This window comes from Neoactinobaculum massilliense, from assembly GCF_900604955.1.
In the GTDB taxonomy this organism is placed as follows: Bacteria; Actinomycetota; Actinomycetes; order Actinomycetales; family Actinomycetaceae; genus Neoactinobaculum; species Neoactinobaculum massilliense.
The window spans coordinates 924,012-941,465 of record NZ_UWPE01000001.1; the positions used below are offsets into that span (position 1 = coordinate 924,012).

14 protein-coding genes are annotated in these 17,454 nt (G+C 61.6%); 2 read left to right on the top strand and 12 right to left on the bottom strand.

Annotation, left to right across the window (positions count from 1 at the left end):
* Positions 1–132: 132 nt before the first annotated feature.
* From miaA to uidA, 12 genes are all read right to left on the bottom strand, one after another.
* Positions 133–1,038, bottom strand: a complete 906-nt coding sequence (miaA, locus tag EIH27_RS04020; protein ID WP_124039656.1) for a tRNA (adenosine(37)-N6)-dimethylallyltransferase MiaA — start codon at positions 1,036–1,038, stop codon at positions 133–135.
* Positions 1,035–1,604 carry a regulatory protein RecX gene (locus tag EIH27_RS04025; RefSeq protein WP_124039657.1) on the bottom strand — a complete coding sequence of 190 codons (570 nt, stop codon included), beginning with the start codon at positions 1,602–1,604 and terminating at the stop codon, positions 1,035–1,037. Before EIH27_RS04025 ends, miaA begins: the two co-directional genes overlap by 4 nt.
* On the bottom strand, positions 1,605–2,774 hold the full coding sequence (gene recA, locus EIH27_RS04030; protein ID WP_124039658.1) for a recombinase RecA: 1,170 nt from the start codon (positions 2,772–2,774) through the stop codon (positions 1,605–1,607).
* 257 nt (positions 2,775–3,031) lie between these two features.
* On the bottom strand, positions 3,032–3,271 hold the full coding sequence (locus tag EIH27_RS04035; protein WP_124039659.1) for a DUF3046 domain-containing protein: 240 nt from the start codon (positions 3,269–3,271) through the stop codon (positions 3,032–3,034).
* Between the two features lie 194 nt (positions 3,272–3,465).
* Entirely contained in the window at positions 3,466–3,858 is a 393-nt protein-coding gene (locus EIH27_RS04040) for a helix-turn-helix domain-containing protein (RefSeq protein WP_124040141.1), read from the bottom strand.
* A gap of 155 nt (positions 3,859–4,013) precedes the next feature.
* The gene (locus tag EIH27_RS04045) at positions 4,014–4,493 is read right to left on the bottom strand and encodes a CinA family protein (RefSeq protein WP_241152960.1); all 480 of its coding nucleotides are present in this window, start codon (positions 4,491–4,493) and stop codon (positions 4,014–4,016) included.
* Positions 4,494–4,501: 8 nt separating this feature from the next.
* Positions 4,502–5,110, bottom strand: coding sequence for a CDP-diacylglycerol--glycerol-3-phosphate 3-phosphatidyltransferase (pgsA, locus tag EIH27_RS04050; protein ID WP_124039661.1), 609 nt, complete (start codon positions 5,108–5,110; stop codon positions 4,502–4,504).
* 67 nt (positions 5,111–5,177) lie between these two features.
* On the bottom strand, positions 5,178–7,913 hold the full coding sequence (locus tag EIH27_RS04055) for a DNA translocase FtsK (RefSeq protein ID WP_124039662.1): 2,736 nt from the start codon (positions 7,911–7,913) through the stop codon (positions 5,178–5,180).
* An 81-nt stretch (positions 7,914–7,994) separates the two neighbouring features.
* Positions 7,995–9,677: a ribonuclease J gene (locus EIH27_RS04060; protein WP_241152961.1), complete on the bottom strand. Its 1,683-nt coding sequence runs from the start codon at positions 9,675–9,677 to the stop codon at positions 7,995–7,997.
* A 195-nt stretch (positions 9,678–9,872) separates the two neighbouring features.
* Positions 9,873–11,189: a M16 family metallopeptidase gene (locus EIH27_RS04065; protein WP_124039664.1), complete on the bottom strand. Its 1,317-nt coding sequence runs from the start codon at positions 11,187–11,189 to the stop codon at positions 9,873–9,875.
* Positions 11,190–11,320: 131 nt separating this feature from the next.
* A complete protein-coding gene (locus tag EIH27_RS04070; protein ID WP_124039665.1) occupies positions 11,321–12,325 on the bottom strand; it encodes a LacI family DNA-binding transcriptional regulator in 1,005 nt (334 codons plus the stop codon).
* Between the two features lie 130 nt (positions 12,326–12,455).
* Positions 12,456–14,234, bottom strand: coding sequence for a beta-glucuronidase (gene uidA, locus EIH27_RS04075; RefSeq protein WP_124039666.1), 1,779 nt, complete (start codon positions 14,232–14,234; stop codon positions 12,456–12,458).
* Positions 14,235–14,649: 415 nt separating this feature from the next.
* Between uidA and EIH27_RS04080 the strand changes: the two genes are divergently transcribed.
* A complete protein-coding gene (locus EIH27_RS04080) occupies positions 14,650–16,242 on the top strand; it encodes an MFS transporter (RefSeq protein ID WP_124039667.1) in 1,593 nt (530 codons plus the stop codon).
* Between the two features lie 195 nt (positions 16,243–16,437).
* Positions 16,438–17,394 (top strand): zinc-binding dehydrogenase, encoded by a 957-nt coding sequence (locus EIH27_RS04085; protein WP_124039668.1) that lies wholly within the window; start codon positions 16,438–16,440, stop codon positions 17,392–17,394.
* Positions 17,395–17,454 lie beyond the last annotated feature (60 nt).

Here is a 17,454-nt window from a genome sequence, read left to right on the forward strand (position 1 = left end):
GGCCAAGCCGGCGGCCACAGTGGACCACCCGGTGCTCTAGACCCTTGCCCGCCGGCCGGCAGCGCGGCTCGACCGGTGAATCCTCGCCCCGGCCGCCTCACACACTGCCAGCCCTGAAATAGCATCACCGTCCTACGCCAGGCGCTCGGCTATCTGTTCCGCCGGATTCCCTCTTTCCGGATTGATCCATTCAATACGCGGATCCGCACCAAACCACGTTCGTTGTTTCTTCGCCAGGCGGCGCGTGGCCCGCGAAATGGAGGCTCCCGCCTCCTCTATGCTCATACGTCCATCGATAACGGCAATCGCTTCCCGGTACCCGGTGGCGCGGGCGGCTGTCGGTGCGGTGCGAAGCCCGCGATCCAGCAGTGCATGCGTCTCTTCAATAAGCCCACCCGCCAGCATCTGTTGCGTGCGTGTGGCGATGGCCGCCTCCAGCTCATCTTTTGGCCGGTGAATACCAAAAATTCGCACATCCGGATAATGGAAAGTATGCCGCGGGAATACGGGAGTGAAACGTTCCCCGGTCAAGCGAATGACCTCCAGGGCCCGAATCACTCGGCGCGGGTTGCATAGATCCACACGGCGATAGGCCTCGAAGTCTGTGGCGCGCAATTCAGCTCGCAGGGCCGCCGGATCGTCCTCCCATTCCCGCTCAAGCTGCCCACGGATGTCAGGATCCCAGCCCGGAAAACGAAGCTCATCGAGTAGTCCCGACACATAGAGCCCGGAGCCGCCCACCACCAGTGGAGTGCGACCCCGCTTCTCAATGTCGGCGAGATCTTTCCGAGCGTGACGCTGATAGGCCGCGACGGAGGCGGACTCAGAAATATCCAGCACATCAATCTGATGGTGCCGTATACCCCGCGCCTCGCTAGCCGTCACCTTCGCCGTACCCACATCCATGCCGCGGTAAAGTTGCATGGCATCCGCCGAAATGATCTCTACGCGATCCCGTCCTCCCAGTAGCTCGGCGAGCGCTATGGACGCACCCGTTTTTCCAGAGGCCGTGGGCCCAACAATTCCGATAATGGTCATGCCCAGCCTCCTGCCATGCCGCTATCACCACGTTCCAGGTTTTCTCTGGCCTGCCGAAGCGCCGCGCTAACCAGAGCGGGTGCGAAGCCGCGCCGCGCCAATGCGGCGAATGTACGCCGCTCCAACGTGTCCGGGTTGCCTGAAGCGATACGGAGTTTCTTTTCGGCAATCGATACAGCCGCATCAAACTCTGCCTCGGGCTCCACTTCCTCCAGCGCGGCTTCGATGATGCCGCGTTCTACGCCTTTCCGTGCCAGTTTCTGCCGCAGGGCGCGACGCGAGGTGCGTGAGATATGCATGTGCACAAAGGAACGGGCAAAGCGTTCATCGTTCACCAGGTCCGCGCGTACGAATTTCGCGAGGATTTCCTCACGAACGTCCTCGGGTACCTCCCGGCGTTTGAGTGCACCATCAAGCTCCGCACGGCTGCGATCCATGTCCCCCAGCTGCCGGTAGACGATGTCCCGAGCCTTTGCCAATTGCTGCTCTCGCGGCAAATCGGCAATACTCCGGCGGGTGCGGCGCCGCCCGCGCCGTGCCCTGTCCGGATCGAAGAAATCAGTCACTTAGAAATCCACGGTTTCGGTAGTTTTCTGCCCGGTAGCACCCTTCGCAGGCGCCTTGGCCGCGCCTTTGGATTTCGCACTTCCTGTACTCGGTTTCGCAGCGGACTTCGCATTCGAGTTGGCGGTACCCGCCTTCTTAACGTCCTCCTGGTCCGTGGCTTCATCGCCCCCGCGGATACCCACGGCACGGAGAATCTTATCCTCAATCTCCGCGGCAAGATCTGGGTTATCGCGAAGGAACTGGCGGGACTTTTCCTTACCCTGACCTAGCTGATCGCCCTCGTAGGTGTACCAGGCACCAGACTTACGTACCACGCCCTGTTCCACGCCCATATCCAACAGGCTGGATTCACGCGAGATACCTTCCCCGTAGATCATGTCAAATTCGGCCTGCTTGAAGGGCGGCGCCATCTTGTTCTTCACCACCTTGACGCGGGTGCGATTACCAATGGCCTGGCCACCATCTTTAAGCGTCTCAATACGGCGCACATCCAGGCGTACCGAGGAGTAGAACTTGAGCGCCTTACCACCGGTGGTGGTTTCGGGATTACCAAAGAATACGCCAATCTTTTCGCGCAGCTGATTAATGAAGATAGCCGTTGTTCCGGTGGACGAAAGCGCGCCGGTCATTTTACGTAGTGCCTGACTCATCAAGCGAGCCTGAAGACCCACGTGGGAATCCCCCATTTCGCCTTCAATTTCCGCCTTTGGCACCAGCGCGGCCACCGAATCGATAACCACAATGTCAATAGCGCCGGAACGAATAAGCATATCCGCGATCTCCAGGGCCTGTTCACCCGTATCCGGCTGGGACACGATCAGCGCATCCGTATCCACTCCAAGCCGCTTGGCGTATTCCGGATCCAGTGCGTGCTCCGCGTCAATGAACGCGGCGATCCCTCCGGCCTTCTGCGCATTGGCCACGGCATGCAATGCCACCGTAGTTTTTCCGGAAGATTCCGGGCCGTAGATTTCCACCACGCGGCCATGCGGCAATCCACCAATGCCCAGTGCGATATCGAGGGCGATGGAACCCGTGGGAATGACGGCCACACGCGCATGCGGGTGATCGCCCAGACGCATTACGCTTCCCTTGCCGAACTGGCGATCGATCTGCGCCAACGCGGCATCCACCGCCTTCTGGCGGTCTTCTTGCTTCTTCTCAGCCACCGGAGCTCCTTCCAGAACATGAACAGTCCAGGTCCTTTAATAAGGCCGGCCCTCTCCGAGCCACCTCAAGATTCACGTTATGCCCGACCTGCGACATAAAACCGCTCCGTCGCTCCCCTGTGGGAAACACATGCACGGCAGAATCTGTGCATAAGTCTAAACCGAACACTTGTTCGAGTGCGAGCCTCATACTCACGACGCTCATCACCGCTACTCACCACGGCGCCGGAAACCGCCCGGTTCGGTGCCAATGCTTACTACATTCCCAGTTCCTGGCGATCCTCAGGTTTTAGCCGATGAATGAACCTGTAATGCTCAGGAAGATCCTGCACAGCCACGATCGCATCCCACACGCGTTGGGGATCAACGCCGTCGTCCAGGGCCTGCTGAGGCGAGCGTTCGCCGAGGGCAGAGAGCACCAGATCCTGCGCCAGCGAACGTCCACGCCCACGCGGGTACACATAGTCGATGGCGGCCCAAAACTCTGACTCTCGCATGTCTCTCCTTCTCACCATCGCCGACGGCGGCACCACGCCCGGATCCTAGAGTAGGCGACATATCAGTGCAAGCAGAGGGGTGTGGGCGAGACTCGCGAGTCTCGCCCACACCCCTCCACGAAGCGATCCCAATCGCTGCCTTTACTAGCGCGCGTTCAACCATCACACGCCCAATACCAGCAGCGAGCAACGCTTTAGTTCAGCGCCGCCATCTCCGCCTGCACCATGGAGTCCGGTACAGAATCCGGCACGCGCATATACGGTGGGACCCGTCCTTCAGACAGATCCATACGATCCGCCACCAGGCGAAGCACGTGGCTGAGTGGAACATTAAGGGCCCGCGCGATCGAGGCAAGGAGCTCCGAGGATGCTTCCTTCTGACCACGCTCAACCTCTGAGAGATACCCCAGTGACACACGGGCATCCGAGGAAACTTCCCGCAGCGTACGTCCCTGGCGCTGTCGATAGCTACGCAGTACCTCACCCAGTTCCTCACGCAGGAGCGCCTGGTGAGATCCACGCGCCACATACGTGCGGCCGGTCAGCTCATTCTTCCGGGTAACGCCGGTACGTTCTTCCATTGTCATCACTTACCACAACGCTTCTATATCAATTTTGTTCCCCAGCTAGCGAACACGCCGCCGCCCGGGTTGATTTCCAGTTGTTATTAATACATCCCCGCCTGAAAGTTTTCTGGATATGTTCCGCATAATGGCCCTACTTTTCCTACTGCTCAGCTTTCCTACTGCTCTGGCAGCATGAGATGTGTACCGAGCAGCCGGAACGCCTCGTTCACGGTGTCCCGCCTAATTTCGGATCGGGAACCGCTGAGACGCAATAGCCGGGCCTCCTCCCCCAAGCTGCCCGCTATGGCAATCCACACGGTGCCGGCAGGTTTACCCTCACTGGGCCCCGGTCCCGCCACGCCCGTGGTAGCAAGCGCCACGTCAGCAGAGAGCACACGGCAGGCGCCGCGTGCCATGTCGAGGGCCACCTGCCCATCAACGGCACCGGTCTCCCTGAGCCGCTCCACCGATACACCCAGCACAGAGGCCTTGATATCCGTGGCGTAGGAAACCACCCCACCGCGGAAAATCGCCGAAACCCCAGGAACGGTCACAATGCTGGCCGCCAGTAAACCACCCGTGAGCGATTCTGCACACGCAAGCGTAATCTCGCGCTCCATGAGCCGCTTCATGAGCGCCTCTACCACGTCACTCATGTCACTCCTCATTCTCCGCGAATACGGCGTGCATCCCGCGTGTATTCCACCGCGGATACCAGTGACATATATAGCGATACGCCCACCAGAATCCACCCAATCCACAGGCCCAGCTGGGTGAGCCATTCCCAGGGCCAGGCATACTGCGGGAAAATTAGGCACCCGGCCCCGAGGCACTGAAACGCCATTTTCACCTTGCCGTGCCAGCCGGCCGCCATGACCTCTTTTTTCACCACTGAGAGCCGCATGGCGGTAATGAACACTTCACGAGCAATCACCAGAATGGTCACCCACCACCACAGCATGCCGTGAACCGACAGCATAATGAGCGCCACCGCGATAAGGCCCTTGTCCGCAATGGAATCACCGAGCTTGCCAAAATCTGTGATGAGGTTCCGCGAGCGCGCCAGCTGGCCGTCCACCTTATCGGTCCCGGCGGCCAGTGCGAAAATCGCAAACGCAATCAATCCGCGCCCCACCGGCTCCGGCTCCCAAAACGCCCAGATGAACAGCGGGATCAGTATCACGCGAACCACCGTCACCATGTTGGCGATGTTCCACGTTGGCGCCTGCTCCCCCGGCTTCACGCGCCAAAAATTACCCTGCGGATCACTCATGCATGTCAGCCTACCTGTGCTGACTCGACTCCGGACGCGTCAATTACCTGGCCGCACCCGATCCCGCCTACCGACGCCCCGTTAATTGCCAGGCGTCTTCTCCGCTAGATCCCTCCGCACCCGGATCGTCATACCAGGTATCCTCCACGTCCGTTTCGTGCTCCGCCAATGGGTCTTCGGCGTACCGGTCATAGGACGCCCCACCGTTCCCGGCACCGCCACCCTTGCTGTCGTCCCCGTTTGCAGCCGCAGCTACAGTGCCGTCCCCGCCGGTACGTTCTTCTTCCGCGCTACCGGAGGTCGGGGTGCCGCTGGCGGCGTCGTCGAAAATGTCTTCCTTCTCCCCGCGCAATACGGCGAGCGCATCCTCAAGGTATTCGTCGGTCACCAGGACATCGCGCGCCTTGGAACCCTCGGAGGGCCCCACAATTCCGTACTGCTCCAGGAGGTCCATCATGCGGCCGGCTTTCGCGAAACCGATACGCAGCTTGCGCTGCAGCATGGAGGTGGAACCGAACTGGGTGGTGATAACGATTTCGGCGGCCTGCAGGAGTGTGTCGAGGTCGTCGCCGATCTCCTCGCGCTGCTTTTTCTGCTGCTTGGATGCCTCCACCGTGGCCTCAAAATCGGGGCGGTACTGGGGCTGAAGCTGATCGCGCACAAAATTGGCGACGCCCTCAATCTCATCCTCATCCACCCAGGCGCCCTGGAGACGAATCGGCTTCGAGGCGCCGGCCGGCATAAACAGCGCATCCCCCTGGCCAATCAGCTTTTCCGCACCAGAGCCGTCCAAAATGGTGCGCGAATCCGCCAGGGATGAGGTCATGAACGCAAGCCGCGAGGGAATATTCGCCTTGATAAGGCCTGTCACCACATCCACCGACGGCCGCTGCGTAGCGAGCACCAGATGGATACCAGCTGCACGCGCCAGCTGGGTGATGCGCTGAATCGAAGCCTCGACATCACGGGGAGCCACCATCATGAGGTCGGCCAGCTCGTCCACCACCACGAGGAGGTAGGGGTAGGGCGCCAGTTTGCGATCCGGATCCTTCGGCGTCACCTTTCCGGCACGTACAGCGGCATTAAATTCCGCGATGTTCTTGAAGTGGTAGGTGGCCATGTCGTCGTAGCGCGCGTCCATTTCCTTTACCACCCATTCGAGGGCCTCGGCCGCCTTTTTCGGGTTGGTGATAATGGGTGTAATGAGGTGCGGAATGCCCGCGTAAATAGAGAATTCCACGCGCTTGGGGTCCACCAGGATCATGCGCACCTGATCCGGTGTAGCGCGCGTCATGATAGAGACGATCATCGAATTGATGAACGAGGACTTGCCCGCGCCCGTCGCACCGGCCACCAAAAGGTGGGGCATCTTAGTCAGGTTGGTGAGCACGAATTTGCCTTCGACGTTCTTGCCCACAGCCACCGTCATCGGGTGGCGGTCCTTCTGCGCCGGGCCCGAGCGCAGCACATCGCCCAGCAGCACGGTTTCGCGGTCCGAATTCGGAATCTCAATGCCAATGGCGGACTTCCCGGGAATCGGGGAGAGAATTCGCACGTCCGCGGACGCCACCGCGTAGGCAATATCCGCCGAGAGCTGGGTAATCCGTGACACCTTGGTGCCCGGCCCCAGTTCCACTTCGTACTGAGTAACCGTCGGGCCGCGCGAGAAACCCACCACCTGGGCATCCACGTCAAAGTCCGTGAACAGTTTCGTCAGTGATTCGACGACGGCGTCGTTCGCGGCCGTGTGCGAAGCCGACGGCTGTCCCTTCTTCAGTAGTGACAGCGGTGGAAGCTTGTAGGACACGTTGGAATCAAGGACCAGTTGCTGTCCCGCGGCGGGCAGTTCCGACGTCGCCGGCGCGCTTTCCTGCGGATCCACGCCCGCAAGAGGTTTCTTTGCCTTTGCCTTGACGGGTTTGGGAAGCACCCTGGTGGCGGCGGGCAGCACCTCGGTGGGGGCGGCCGCTTCCGCCGCGTCATCGCCGGCCTTAGCCGCAGCATCTTTGAGGTCCTTCATAACCTTCGTGGCGGCGCTGTCAGCAGCCTTGGCCTCGGCTTTTGCGGCGCGCTTCTGGCGCCGGCGTTCCAGGAGGGAGGGCTTCACGCCCACATCCTCGCCATCCGCTCCCCGATCCTGGACCGACTTATCATCGGCATCCTCAATGATTGCGGCCTTCTCATAGGGCTTGGAACGGGCCGCCTCGGCGTCCGCAGCATCAATACGCCTGGCCTCGCGCTCCTGCTGGTGGCGCCGGGCGCGGTCCGCGAAGCCACTAAACAGGTCCACGAGGGAAATACGGAACATATACAGCACAGCGAACACGATGAGGAGCACCAGCACAGGTACGGCTCCCCATGGGGAGAGCAGCTGCGTCAGTGCGCCACCCACCAGCCAGCCAAGCAACCCGCCGGCATGCTCAACGCCCATGATGTCCACGCCCGGGCTGACCGGTTGAATAATTGCGTGGATAACGCCCGTGAGGCCGATGAGCGTGAGGAGAAGCCCACGCGCGGCGCGGCTGGAGGCCGCCCATAATCCCGGCACCACCACGAATATGGCAATGCCTAGAAACAGCAGCGGGCAGATGACGGAAAGCACCCCCACCGGTGCCGCCGTCAAATGATGAAGTAGAGTCCCGAGTGACCCGGAGAGCCCGAACCATTCCCGCAGCGCCACCACGATGGCCAACGCCAGGAAAAACAGGAACCACCCGTTGCGAGCGTTCGGCGATAGGCCGCGCTTTGCCTCGGCAGCTTGCCGGGGCGCGCGCTGTTGAGTTCGGGATTTGCGTGAAGCCACAGATAAATCTTAGTCGACATAGCACCGCCCACCCGGGTGGCACGCCACACGGGTGGGCGGAACCCCGATTGCCTGATGCTCCTAGACCTCGACGATCTTCGGAACAATCAACGGAGAACGGCGGAGCTTGCGGCCCAGCCACCGGCCAAGCGAACGGCGCATCGCCTGTTGCATGCCGTATGTATCGTCCCCCTTCTCGAGGGAATCCTGAAGTGCCTCCGTGACGTCGGGCAGAACGGCGTCGAACACCGAATCATCCTCCGCAACCGCGCGGCCCTGAATAACCGGGCCGGAAACAATCTGGCGGCTCTGGCCGTCAACCACGGCGATGACGGCAACGAAGCCCTCCTCGGCCAGCGTGGTGCGATCCTGGAGTTCAGAGTCCGTGATCTCTCCAATGGAGCCACCGTCCACGTAGATGTTGTGGAAGTCCAGCTGCCCCACAATCTTCGATTCGCCATCCACCATGTCTACGACGGAACCGTTGCGGGCAATGATGACGTTATCCTGCGGCACGCCCGTCTTGAGGGCGAGAGAGCCGGAGGCCACCAGATGCCGGGTCTCACCGTGGATCGGCATGGCGTAGGCCGGCTGGATGATGTTGTAGGCGTAGAGCAGCTCACCCTGCGCCGCGTGACCAGACACGTGCACGCGCGCGTTGCGAGAGCTCACCACATTAACGCCCAGGCCGATGAGATTGTTGATCATGCGGTACACGGAGGTCTCATTGCCCGGAATGAGCGAGGAGGCCAGTAGCACCGTGTCTCCCTTACCGAAGGAGATCTTCTGGTGGGACTGGTTAGCCACACGGTTGACCACGGCGAAAGGCTCACCCTGGGAACCGGTGGCCATGTAGAGGCGACGGTTCTCCGGGATCGAGTTCATGTCACGCATGTCGATGAGGACACCATCGGGTACGTCCAAGAATCCCAGGTCCTCTGCAATGTCCATGTTGCGCACCATGGAGCGGCCCACGAAGGCCACCCGGCGCCCGTGGTGAGCGGCCGCGTTAATGATCTCCTGCACGCGATGCACGTGGGAGGCAAACGTGGCGACCATTACCTGGCCGGTGGCCTTGCCGATCACGTCATCGATCACCGGGGCGATATCGGATTCAGAGGCAACAAAGCCCGGCACCTCCGCATTCGTGGAATCCATCATGAGAAGATCCACGCCCTCTTCGCCAGCGGCCGCGAAGGCGCGCAGGTCCGTGAGGCGCCCGTCAATGGGGAGCTGGTCCATCTTGAAATCGCCCGTAATGAGGAGGTTGCCCTCCGGGGTGCGCACGAACACGGCCAGCGCGTCCGGGATGGAGTGGGAGACGGCGATAAATTCGAATTCGAAGGGGCCGATCTTATTGACGTCCCCTTCCGCCACCACCTTGGTGTTGGGGACGATGTGATGCTCCTGCATCTTCGCTTCCACCAGGGCAATGGTGAACTGGGAACCGATCACCGGGATGTCCTTGCGCATCTTGAGCAGGTAGGGCACCGCGCCGATGTGGTCCTCGTGGCCGTGGGTGAGCACGATGGCCTCGATATCATCCACACGGTTCTTGAGGTAGTCAATGTTGGGCAGAATCTGGTCCACGCCCGGTTGATCGTATTCGGGGAACAGCACGCCGCAATCGACCACCACGAGGTGCCCCTGGTACTCCAGGACGTTGCAGTTGCGGCCCACCTCCTCAAGGCCGCCCAGCGGCACTATACGTACAGCGTTATCCTTCAGCGCCGGAATTTGGTTTTTCTTGGACTTCTTTTTCACAGGTCCCATTGTGACACGTTGCCGCGACATTGTGCGACGCCGCGGGCGAAAGGCACGCCCGTGGGCCGGGGTTCACGTAGTTATTTTCCGACGTCGAACGGGGTGCGCGCGAGTGCGGCCGCGCCCGCGAGACCGTCGCGGTATTCCACCGCACGCGCCGTCCGAATCGGTCGCCGCCAGTGCCTCCCGCCTCCGCTATTTCGCCGGGCCGACCGTTACCGTGGAGCGCGGGCCCGCCGCCAGTTCCACCGCGAGCGCCTGAATATCCGCGGCGTTCACCGCCCGGGCGCGGCGAACATGTTCATGCTGTGAGATGAGCTCACCGCGCACCAATTCCGAAGTAGCCATGCGGTTCATGGTGGAGGCGATATGTTCGCCATCAAACACGATATCCGCGCGTTGACGCCGGAAGGCGGATTCTACTTCTGCCTCGCTCACACCATCACGCGCGATACGGTCCAGTTCGCCGTTCATGATGCCGGCTACTTCCTCCGTTGCGGCCGGGGCGCAGGCGGCAAACATGCCGAACAGGCCGCCCTCACGGTAGGCGGCGGGGAACGCGTAGGTGGAGTACGCCAAGCCGTGTTTTTCTCGGATTTCCTGGAAAAGACGAGAGGAGGTGCCCCCACCCAGGATGGTGGAGAGCGCGAATTCGGTGGAGAGCCGCGAATCCTGCAGGGCGATGGCCGGCACACCGAAGGTGACGGCAGCCTGCTCCACGTCCCTCGTGAGGCTGACCGTGGTGCCCGCCGGATAATCAATATCGCTCACCTGGCGACGCGGCGCGGGCACCGCGTCGTCGCGAAGCTCCCACCCGCCCTTTGCCAGTTCGGTGAGCACCATGTCCGCCAGCCGGTCATGGTCCACGGCGCCCGCCGCAACCACCACCAGTTCTTCGGGCCGATACACGCTGCGATAGTGGCGAAGTAACGCCTCGTGCTGCAGCGCACGGACCGTCTCCGCCGTGCCGCCCACCGGGCGCCCGAGCGGATGGGAACCGAACACCTGCTGCGGGAGCTGCTCCTGGGCGACGTCCGCGGCGTCGTCCGCATACATGGCCAGCTCCTCGAGGATCACTCCGCGTTCAGTGGCGAAATCCTGCGCATCCAGACGGGCGGAGGTGACCATGTCCGCCAGGAGATCCACGGCACGGCCCATGTCCGCTTCGAATACGTGCCCGTAGTAGGCCGTGTGCTGTCGTCCGGTGGCAGCGTTAAAGGCGCCGCCCATGTAATCGGATTCCTCGGACACCTGGAGGGCCGTGCGCCGGCCCGTGCCCTTAAACAGTAGGTGCTCCAAAAAATGAGTGGAGCCGTAGGTGCCCGGCGCTTCGTCTCGCGAACCTGCGCCCACCCAGAAGCCAATAAAGGCCGAATGGACATGCGGAAGTGCCGAGGTAAGGAGGCGCACCCCGCCGGGGAGAACGGAACGGCGCAGGAGAGCGCCGTCGTCAGAAATGGTGAATTGCGCACCCGCCTCTAGAGGAAGCGAGGCCACGGAAAAACTGCTCACTGTTGCCTTTCACTGCGTACTAATCGCCCCAGTGTACGCCCCGGCTTTTGCCAATCCATCGCGCGTTCGCCCGCCGCTAGCGCGTACCTGTGCCGGCATTCTTGGGTCTGGACGCGATGGCGGCCCGGAATTTAGCGCGTACCGTCTGCGTGCGGTGCCGTCCCCAGGCTCTCACGCATGTCCAGACGCATGGGCACCAGCGCGTTCTCGGGTTTTGCCGCGGAGCGGTGGTCCAGCAAAAAGCGCATGAATGTGCCGGCGCGGCGCCCAATTTCCCAATTCGACGGATTCAGCGAGGCAAGCCTCGGGGTGGTGGCCGCCGTCAGCCGCGAGGAATCAATCCCCACCACGGACACGTCCTCCGGGACGCGCACGCCCTGCCGCTCAGCCTCCTGCAAGAATGCGGCCGCATAACCGTCGTTGTAGCCAAACACGGCCGTGGTGGGATGCTTGGACCAGGCCGCAAATACGCGCTTTCCCACATCCCGGTCCATGACACCCGCGGAAATGCGCCGGCACTCCAGGCCTCCACGCGCGGCCGCATCCTGGGTGAGGCGCCACCGTACACCGCTTAGCCAGAGTGATTCGGGGCCAGAAATAAAGGTGAGCGAGCGGTGTCCGCGTTTTTTCAGCGCATCGACGACGGCGTCCACCCCCGCCGCGGTATCGGAGGTCACCGAGTAGATGCCTTTTTCTGCTCGATGCACCAGCACAAGGGGGCGTTGCTTACCCAGTTGCACCAGCTGTGCGGAGGAAAGCACCGAGGTGGCCACCACCAGTCCGTCCACGGTTTTTACTATGCGGGAAAGCGCCTCCCATTCGAGTGCGCGGGAGGCGTCTGATTCTACGTAGAGCGGAGTAAGCTCCGCCCCCTTCATGGCCTCGGTGAATCCCGCCACGAGTTCCCGGTAAATCGGGAAAAATATGTCCGGTACGGCAAAGAGCACCAGATGGGTGGATGTAGCACCGGAAAAACTAGCAACACGGGGCCGGTAACCGAGGGCGTCCATCGCTTCGTGGACACGGCTCGCTGTTTCAAGGCTTACACGTCCGGGGCGCGAAAGCGCCCGGGATACCGTCGAGGCGGATACGCCCGCTTCCCTTGCCACGTCATAGATCGTCACGCGAGTGCCCATGCGCCCTCCTACTACTCATCCCGATTGTAGGAGCGTAGCAGGCCCACCCGCCCCGGCTGGGCCGGGGCGGGCCAGGAATCGACGCCGAGCCGGGCGCATCCGGGCACCGACGTCGTGAAAGCCGGCGAAACTAGAAGCCGAGCTTCTCCTTCATCGCGAGCCAGCGATCACGCACCACGTATGCGTTCGGCTTCGGCTTGCGATCGCGGGTGAACATGCCCTTCTTGTTGCCGCCCACACGCATGATGCCCGGGGTGGTCTGGAAATCAGCGAAGTTCCACATCTGCTCGCCCACCACATTGGCGTAATCGTCGAAGACGCGGTGGAACATGCCGATGTTGTCGATCTGGAATTCCTCGGACCACGGGCGGCGGAAGAAGTCCGAATTGCCTTCCATCGTGTCCGGGCCGTACTCGGTGAAGATGATCGGATGATCCGGGAGGCGCTTCACCCACTTGTCTAGCTCCTCGCGCAGGTGCTTCTCCGCGTCCTGCAGGTTACCCGTGTCCAGGTACCAGCCGAAGTAGCGATTGAGCATCACGACGTCGAAGAGCTCGGCGATCTTGTCCTTGTCCGCCGGTGCCATCATCACGTTGGTGTAGGAAATCGGGCGGGTGGGATCAGCCTCGCGGGCGACCGCAGCGAGCGGCTTGAAGTAGTCATAGGAGGCGTCCGTGTCCGATTCGGGCTCATTGGCGATGGACCAGATCACCACGGACGGGTGGTTCTTATCGCGCGCAATGAGATCACGGATCACCTGGGCGTGCACCTCGCGGGTGGCGTCATTGACCGTGTCCGGCGAGAACGTGGTGTAGCCCTGCGCGCCGGCAATACCGCCGCCGATGCCCATGTTAATACCCACGGCCGGGGTTTCGTCAATGACCACGAAGCCCTGCTCGTCCGCGTAGTCCATCTCCTCTTCCGCGTACGGATAGTGGGAGGTACGGAAGGAGTTCGCGCCCTGCCACTTCATGATCTCGTAATCGTGGATCATGAGCGCATCCGAGTGGCCCTTGCCAACCGTGTTGTTGTCCTCGTGCCGGCCGTAGCCACGGAAGTAGAACGGCTTGCCGTTAATGAGGAACTGACCCTTGCTTACCTCGACCGTGCGGATGCCGAACGGCTGGACGTACACGTCACCGTCGGCGGTGATCTCCAGGCCGTACATGGCACCGTGCCCCGGCGCCCAGAAGTCCGCGTTTTCCACGCGCACCTCGCCATGGGCACCTTCGGCGGCGGCCACTTCCTGACCGGACGCGTCGAGTACGCGCACCTTGACGCTCGCGGCACCCTCAGCGACGACGTCGTACGTGACGGTCCCGTCCGCCCCATCGATACCGGTAGTGATCGTCACGTCGGAGACGTGGACGGCCGGACGCGTATAGAGCGTGACGGAGCGGTGAATGCCCGCGTAGTTATAGAAATCGTGCCAGTAGATCTGCTTGTCGTTGCCGGAATCATCCTTGGTTACCAGCCCCGGCGGGATGGTCTGCCAGGAGAGGCGGTTGTCCACGGCAACGGTGAGGCGGAACTCCTCGCCCGGGTTCACATAGTCCGTGATGTCCGCTTCAAACGGCAGGTAGCCGCCCGTGTGGCGAGCCACCTCCGTACCGTTCACGAACACCACGCCCTCGTGGGTGACGGAACCAAAGTGGAGGATGAGGCGATCGTCGCCGTATAGCGGCGCAAACGCCGTGCGCTCGTAGAATACGTAGCCCACGTGGTCGTGGATCTTGGTATCCACGGTGATGTCGTTGTAGGAAGCGGGAACCGGCATAGTAATCGGATCCACCAGCGGGGCGGCGGCCCAATTGTTCTCCAGGCCGTTGTTATCCCAGTCCACCTTGAAGTTCCACACACCATCCAACACCGTGGAGTGGCGCGAGATTGAATCGCGGACTCTCAGCATGAGGCACCTTTACCTTTCACATGTTGTAACGGACATCTCTATTGTTTCGAACGGTTCCGTGCGGACGGGGAGTTGCCGGTTGTTGCATGAATAGTGGGCCGGTGGACGGTGGGCGGGCCAGTGGACGGATCGGGCGTGGGAGTCAATCCGGCTAGAAAGGGCATGGATGGACGGACGCGGGTACCAGCCCCGCACGCGGCCATAATCCGCCAGGCAACGCGATACGTATACACGCCAAGAACTCCAGAGTTGGCCTTTAGTCCCAGCGCCGCGGCATGTGGCGCGAGGTCACGAAAATTCCGCATGCAACAGATGGCAACTGCATTTTTGCCGTCAGCGGACGCGCGAAAGTTCAAGTATTAACCCGCAAAAGGGTTTGATATCCAAGCAAGGGTGCTTGTAGGAGGTAGCAATAATGAGTCAATCGGCCGGCGTACCGAGCGTTCGCCCGTTTGGTATTCGCGACAAGATCGGCTACATGTTTGGCGATTTCGGCAACGATTTCACCTTCATTCTGCAGTCGTCGTTCTTCCTGGTGTTCTTCACCAATGTTGTTGGGATCGAAGCCGCGCACGTCGGCATCCTGCTCCTCATTGCGCGTCTTCTTGACGCGTTCGTGGATGTAGCGATCGGCATCATCGTTGACCGCCTCTCGGTCAAGAATCACGGCACCAAATTCAAGCGCTGGATTAAGTGGTTCGCCCTCCCGGTAGCCATCTCCTCCGCTCTCATGTACATGTCCTTCGTGGCTGATTTCAACTCTTACGGCGGCCGCGTGCTGTGGATGTGCATTACCTACTTCCTGTGGGGCAGCTTCTGCTACTCAGCCATCAACATCCCCTACGGCTCCATGGCCTCCGTGGTGTCCTCGGATCCGAATGATCGCGCTCAGCTATCCGTGTGGCGTTCGACCGGCTCCACCCTTGCTTCCGCGGTCATCACCGCTGTTATTCCGCTCTTTGCGATGACAAAGAACTCCGCTGGCGTATCCGTCATGGTGGGCAGCCGGATGACCATCGCGGCGGTGGCCTGCTCCATCCTGGCAGTCCTCTGCTACACGATCACTTACCACAACGTTGAAGAGCGCGTGCACCCGACCGAGGTGGAAGGCGCCAAGCGCCCGAGCGTCGGCGCGATGCTCAAGTCCGTCTTCTCCAACCGTGCTCTGCTCGGCCTCATCGTGGCGGCCCTACTTCTGCTGCTTGCCATGCTGTTCATGAACTCCATGATGAGCTACCTGTTCCTCTCCTGGTTCGAGGCTCCGAAGGCTCAGAGCGCCGCGGCCCTCGCCGGCTCGCTACCCGCCATCATCCTCATTGTGCTGGCCCCCGCGATGGCCAAGCGGTGGGGCAAGGCCGAGGTTGGCATTGTCTTCATGATTATTGGCGGCGCGGTATTCATCGTCGCCTACTTCATGCACATCAAGAGCGCCGTGCTGTGGACCATCTTCTACGCGGTCGCCATGTTCTGCATCTTCGTGTTCAACTACCTCGTGTGGGCGTTTGTCACGGACGTTATTGACGACCACGAGGTGCACACGGGCCAGCGCGACGACGCCACCACTTACGCCGTGTACTCCTGGGCTCGTAAGCTCGGTCAGGCTCTCGCCGGCTGGCTTGCTGGCCAGACGCTCACCTGGATCGGCTACGACTCCGCGGGAGCCAAGGCCGGCGCAGCCCAGGCCGATAGCGTAATCAATTCGATCTACATGCTCACTAACCTGCTGCCCGGCGTGCTGTGCCTGGCCGTGGCTCTGGCACTCATTTTCCTCTACCCGCTCAAGAAGAATGTGGTATTGAAGAATCAGCAGATCCTCGAATCCCGCCGTGCGGAGCAGCAGGTTGCGCTCTCCAAGCAGCGCGGTATTGATCCGGGTGTGCGTGGCAACGTCAAGGCCCCTGGTATGGACTCGCTGCCTGGTTCCAACGGCCCGATGCGCTTCGACAAGGAGCGTTTCGATAACCCGGAGGAGCACATTAATCCTTCGGCGTCAGGCTCTGATAAGTAACGCTGACAAATTAGCCTGAATGACGTGGTGCCCGCCGATTGGCGGGCACCACTTTTTGTCGAAAGTGGGCCGCTGCTCTTAATCCGGTGCATGCGTTCCGGTCTCTATCCGAGTCCAACCAATACTGCCCGGAGTCCCGATACCCCGCCGATACAATGGACTTGAGGTAGCCTCACCATCGTTCAAAGGAGAACTATGAAAGCCTGGCAATTTACCGCAACGCACGAACCGCTACAGCTGGCGGACATCCCCGTCCCCACCCCCGCACCCGGTGAGGTTCTACTCAAAATGAGGGCGGCCGGTCTGTGCCACTCGGATGTCGGTGTCATGGAGGACGAGGGCTGGATGCCGCTCCTCGCGCACACTCCGATCACCATCGGCCATGAAAATGCAGGGGAAATTGTGGAGCTCGGCGAGGGCGTCACGGACTTCAAGGTTGGCGACCGTGTGGGCGTGTGCCCTACCGCCGAGGGCGCGAAGAACGGCGCACCCGGCTACGGATTCGACGGCGGTTTCGCCGAGTACATGGCCGTCGAGGCGGCTGACCTGGTACCGATGCCGGACCAAATTTCCTTCGCCCAGGGCGCCGCGGCCACGGACGCCGGCATGACCTCCTACGCGGCGGTCATCACGAACGGCAAGATCAAGGCCGGCGACACCGTCGGCATCATCGGTTTTGGCGGGCTCGGTCAGATTGGTGCGCGCGTGGCCGTCATCACGGGCGCCACGGTGTACGTCGCGGAGATTAACAGGGACATTTGGGACGACGCGCGGGCCGCCGGCGCGAAAGACGTTCGCGCCTCGATCAAGGATTTCCCGGAGGTCACCTTTGACGTGATCGTTGACTTCGCGGGCTTCGGTACCACCACTGCCGACGCCGTTGACGTCATTCGTCGCGACGGTCGCGTAGTACTGGTGGGCATGGGCCGGTTGGAGGCAGCGATTAATACGAAGTCGCTCATCCTCAACCAGTGCGAGCTCAAGGGCTCCAACGGTGGGTCCAAGGCCGATATCGCCGGCATCTACGAGCTCATGGCGCAGGGAAAGCTCAATCCAACCATCACGGAGATTGGCTTCGAGGACATCCCGGACGGCCTAGAGCGGCTGAAGGCGGGCCAGGTGCACGGGCGCCTGGTGGCCACGATTGGCTAGGCGGACGTAAGCGCTGAATATGGGGGGTGCCCCGGCCGTATCGGCCGGGGCACCCCCCAT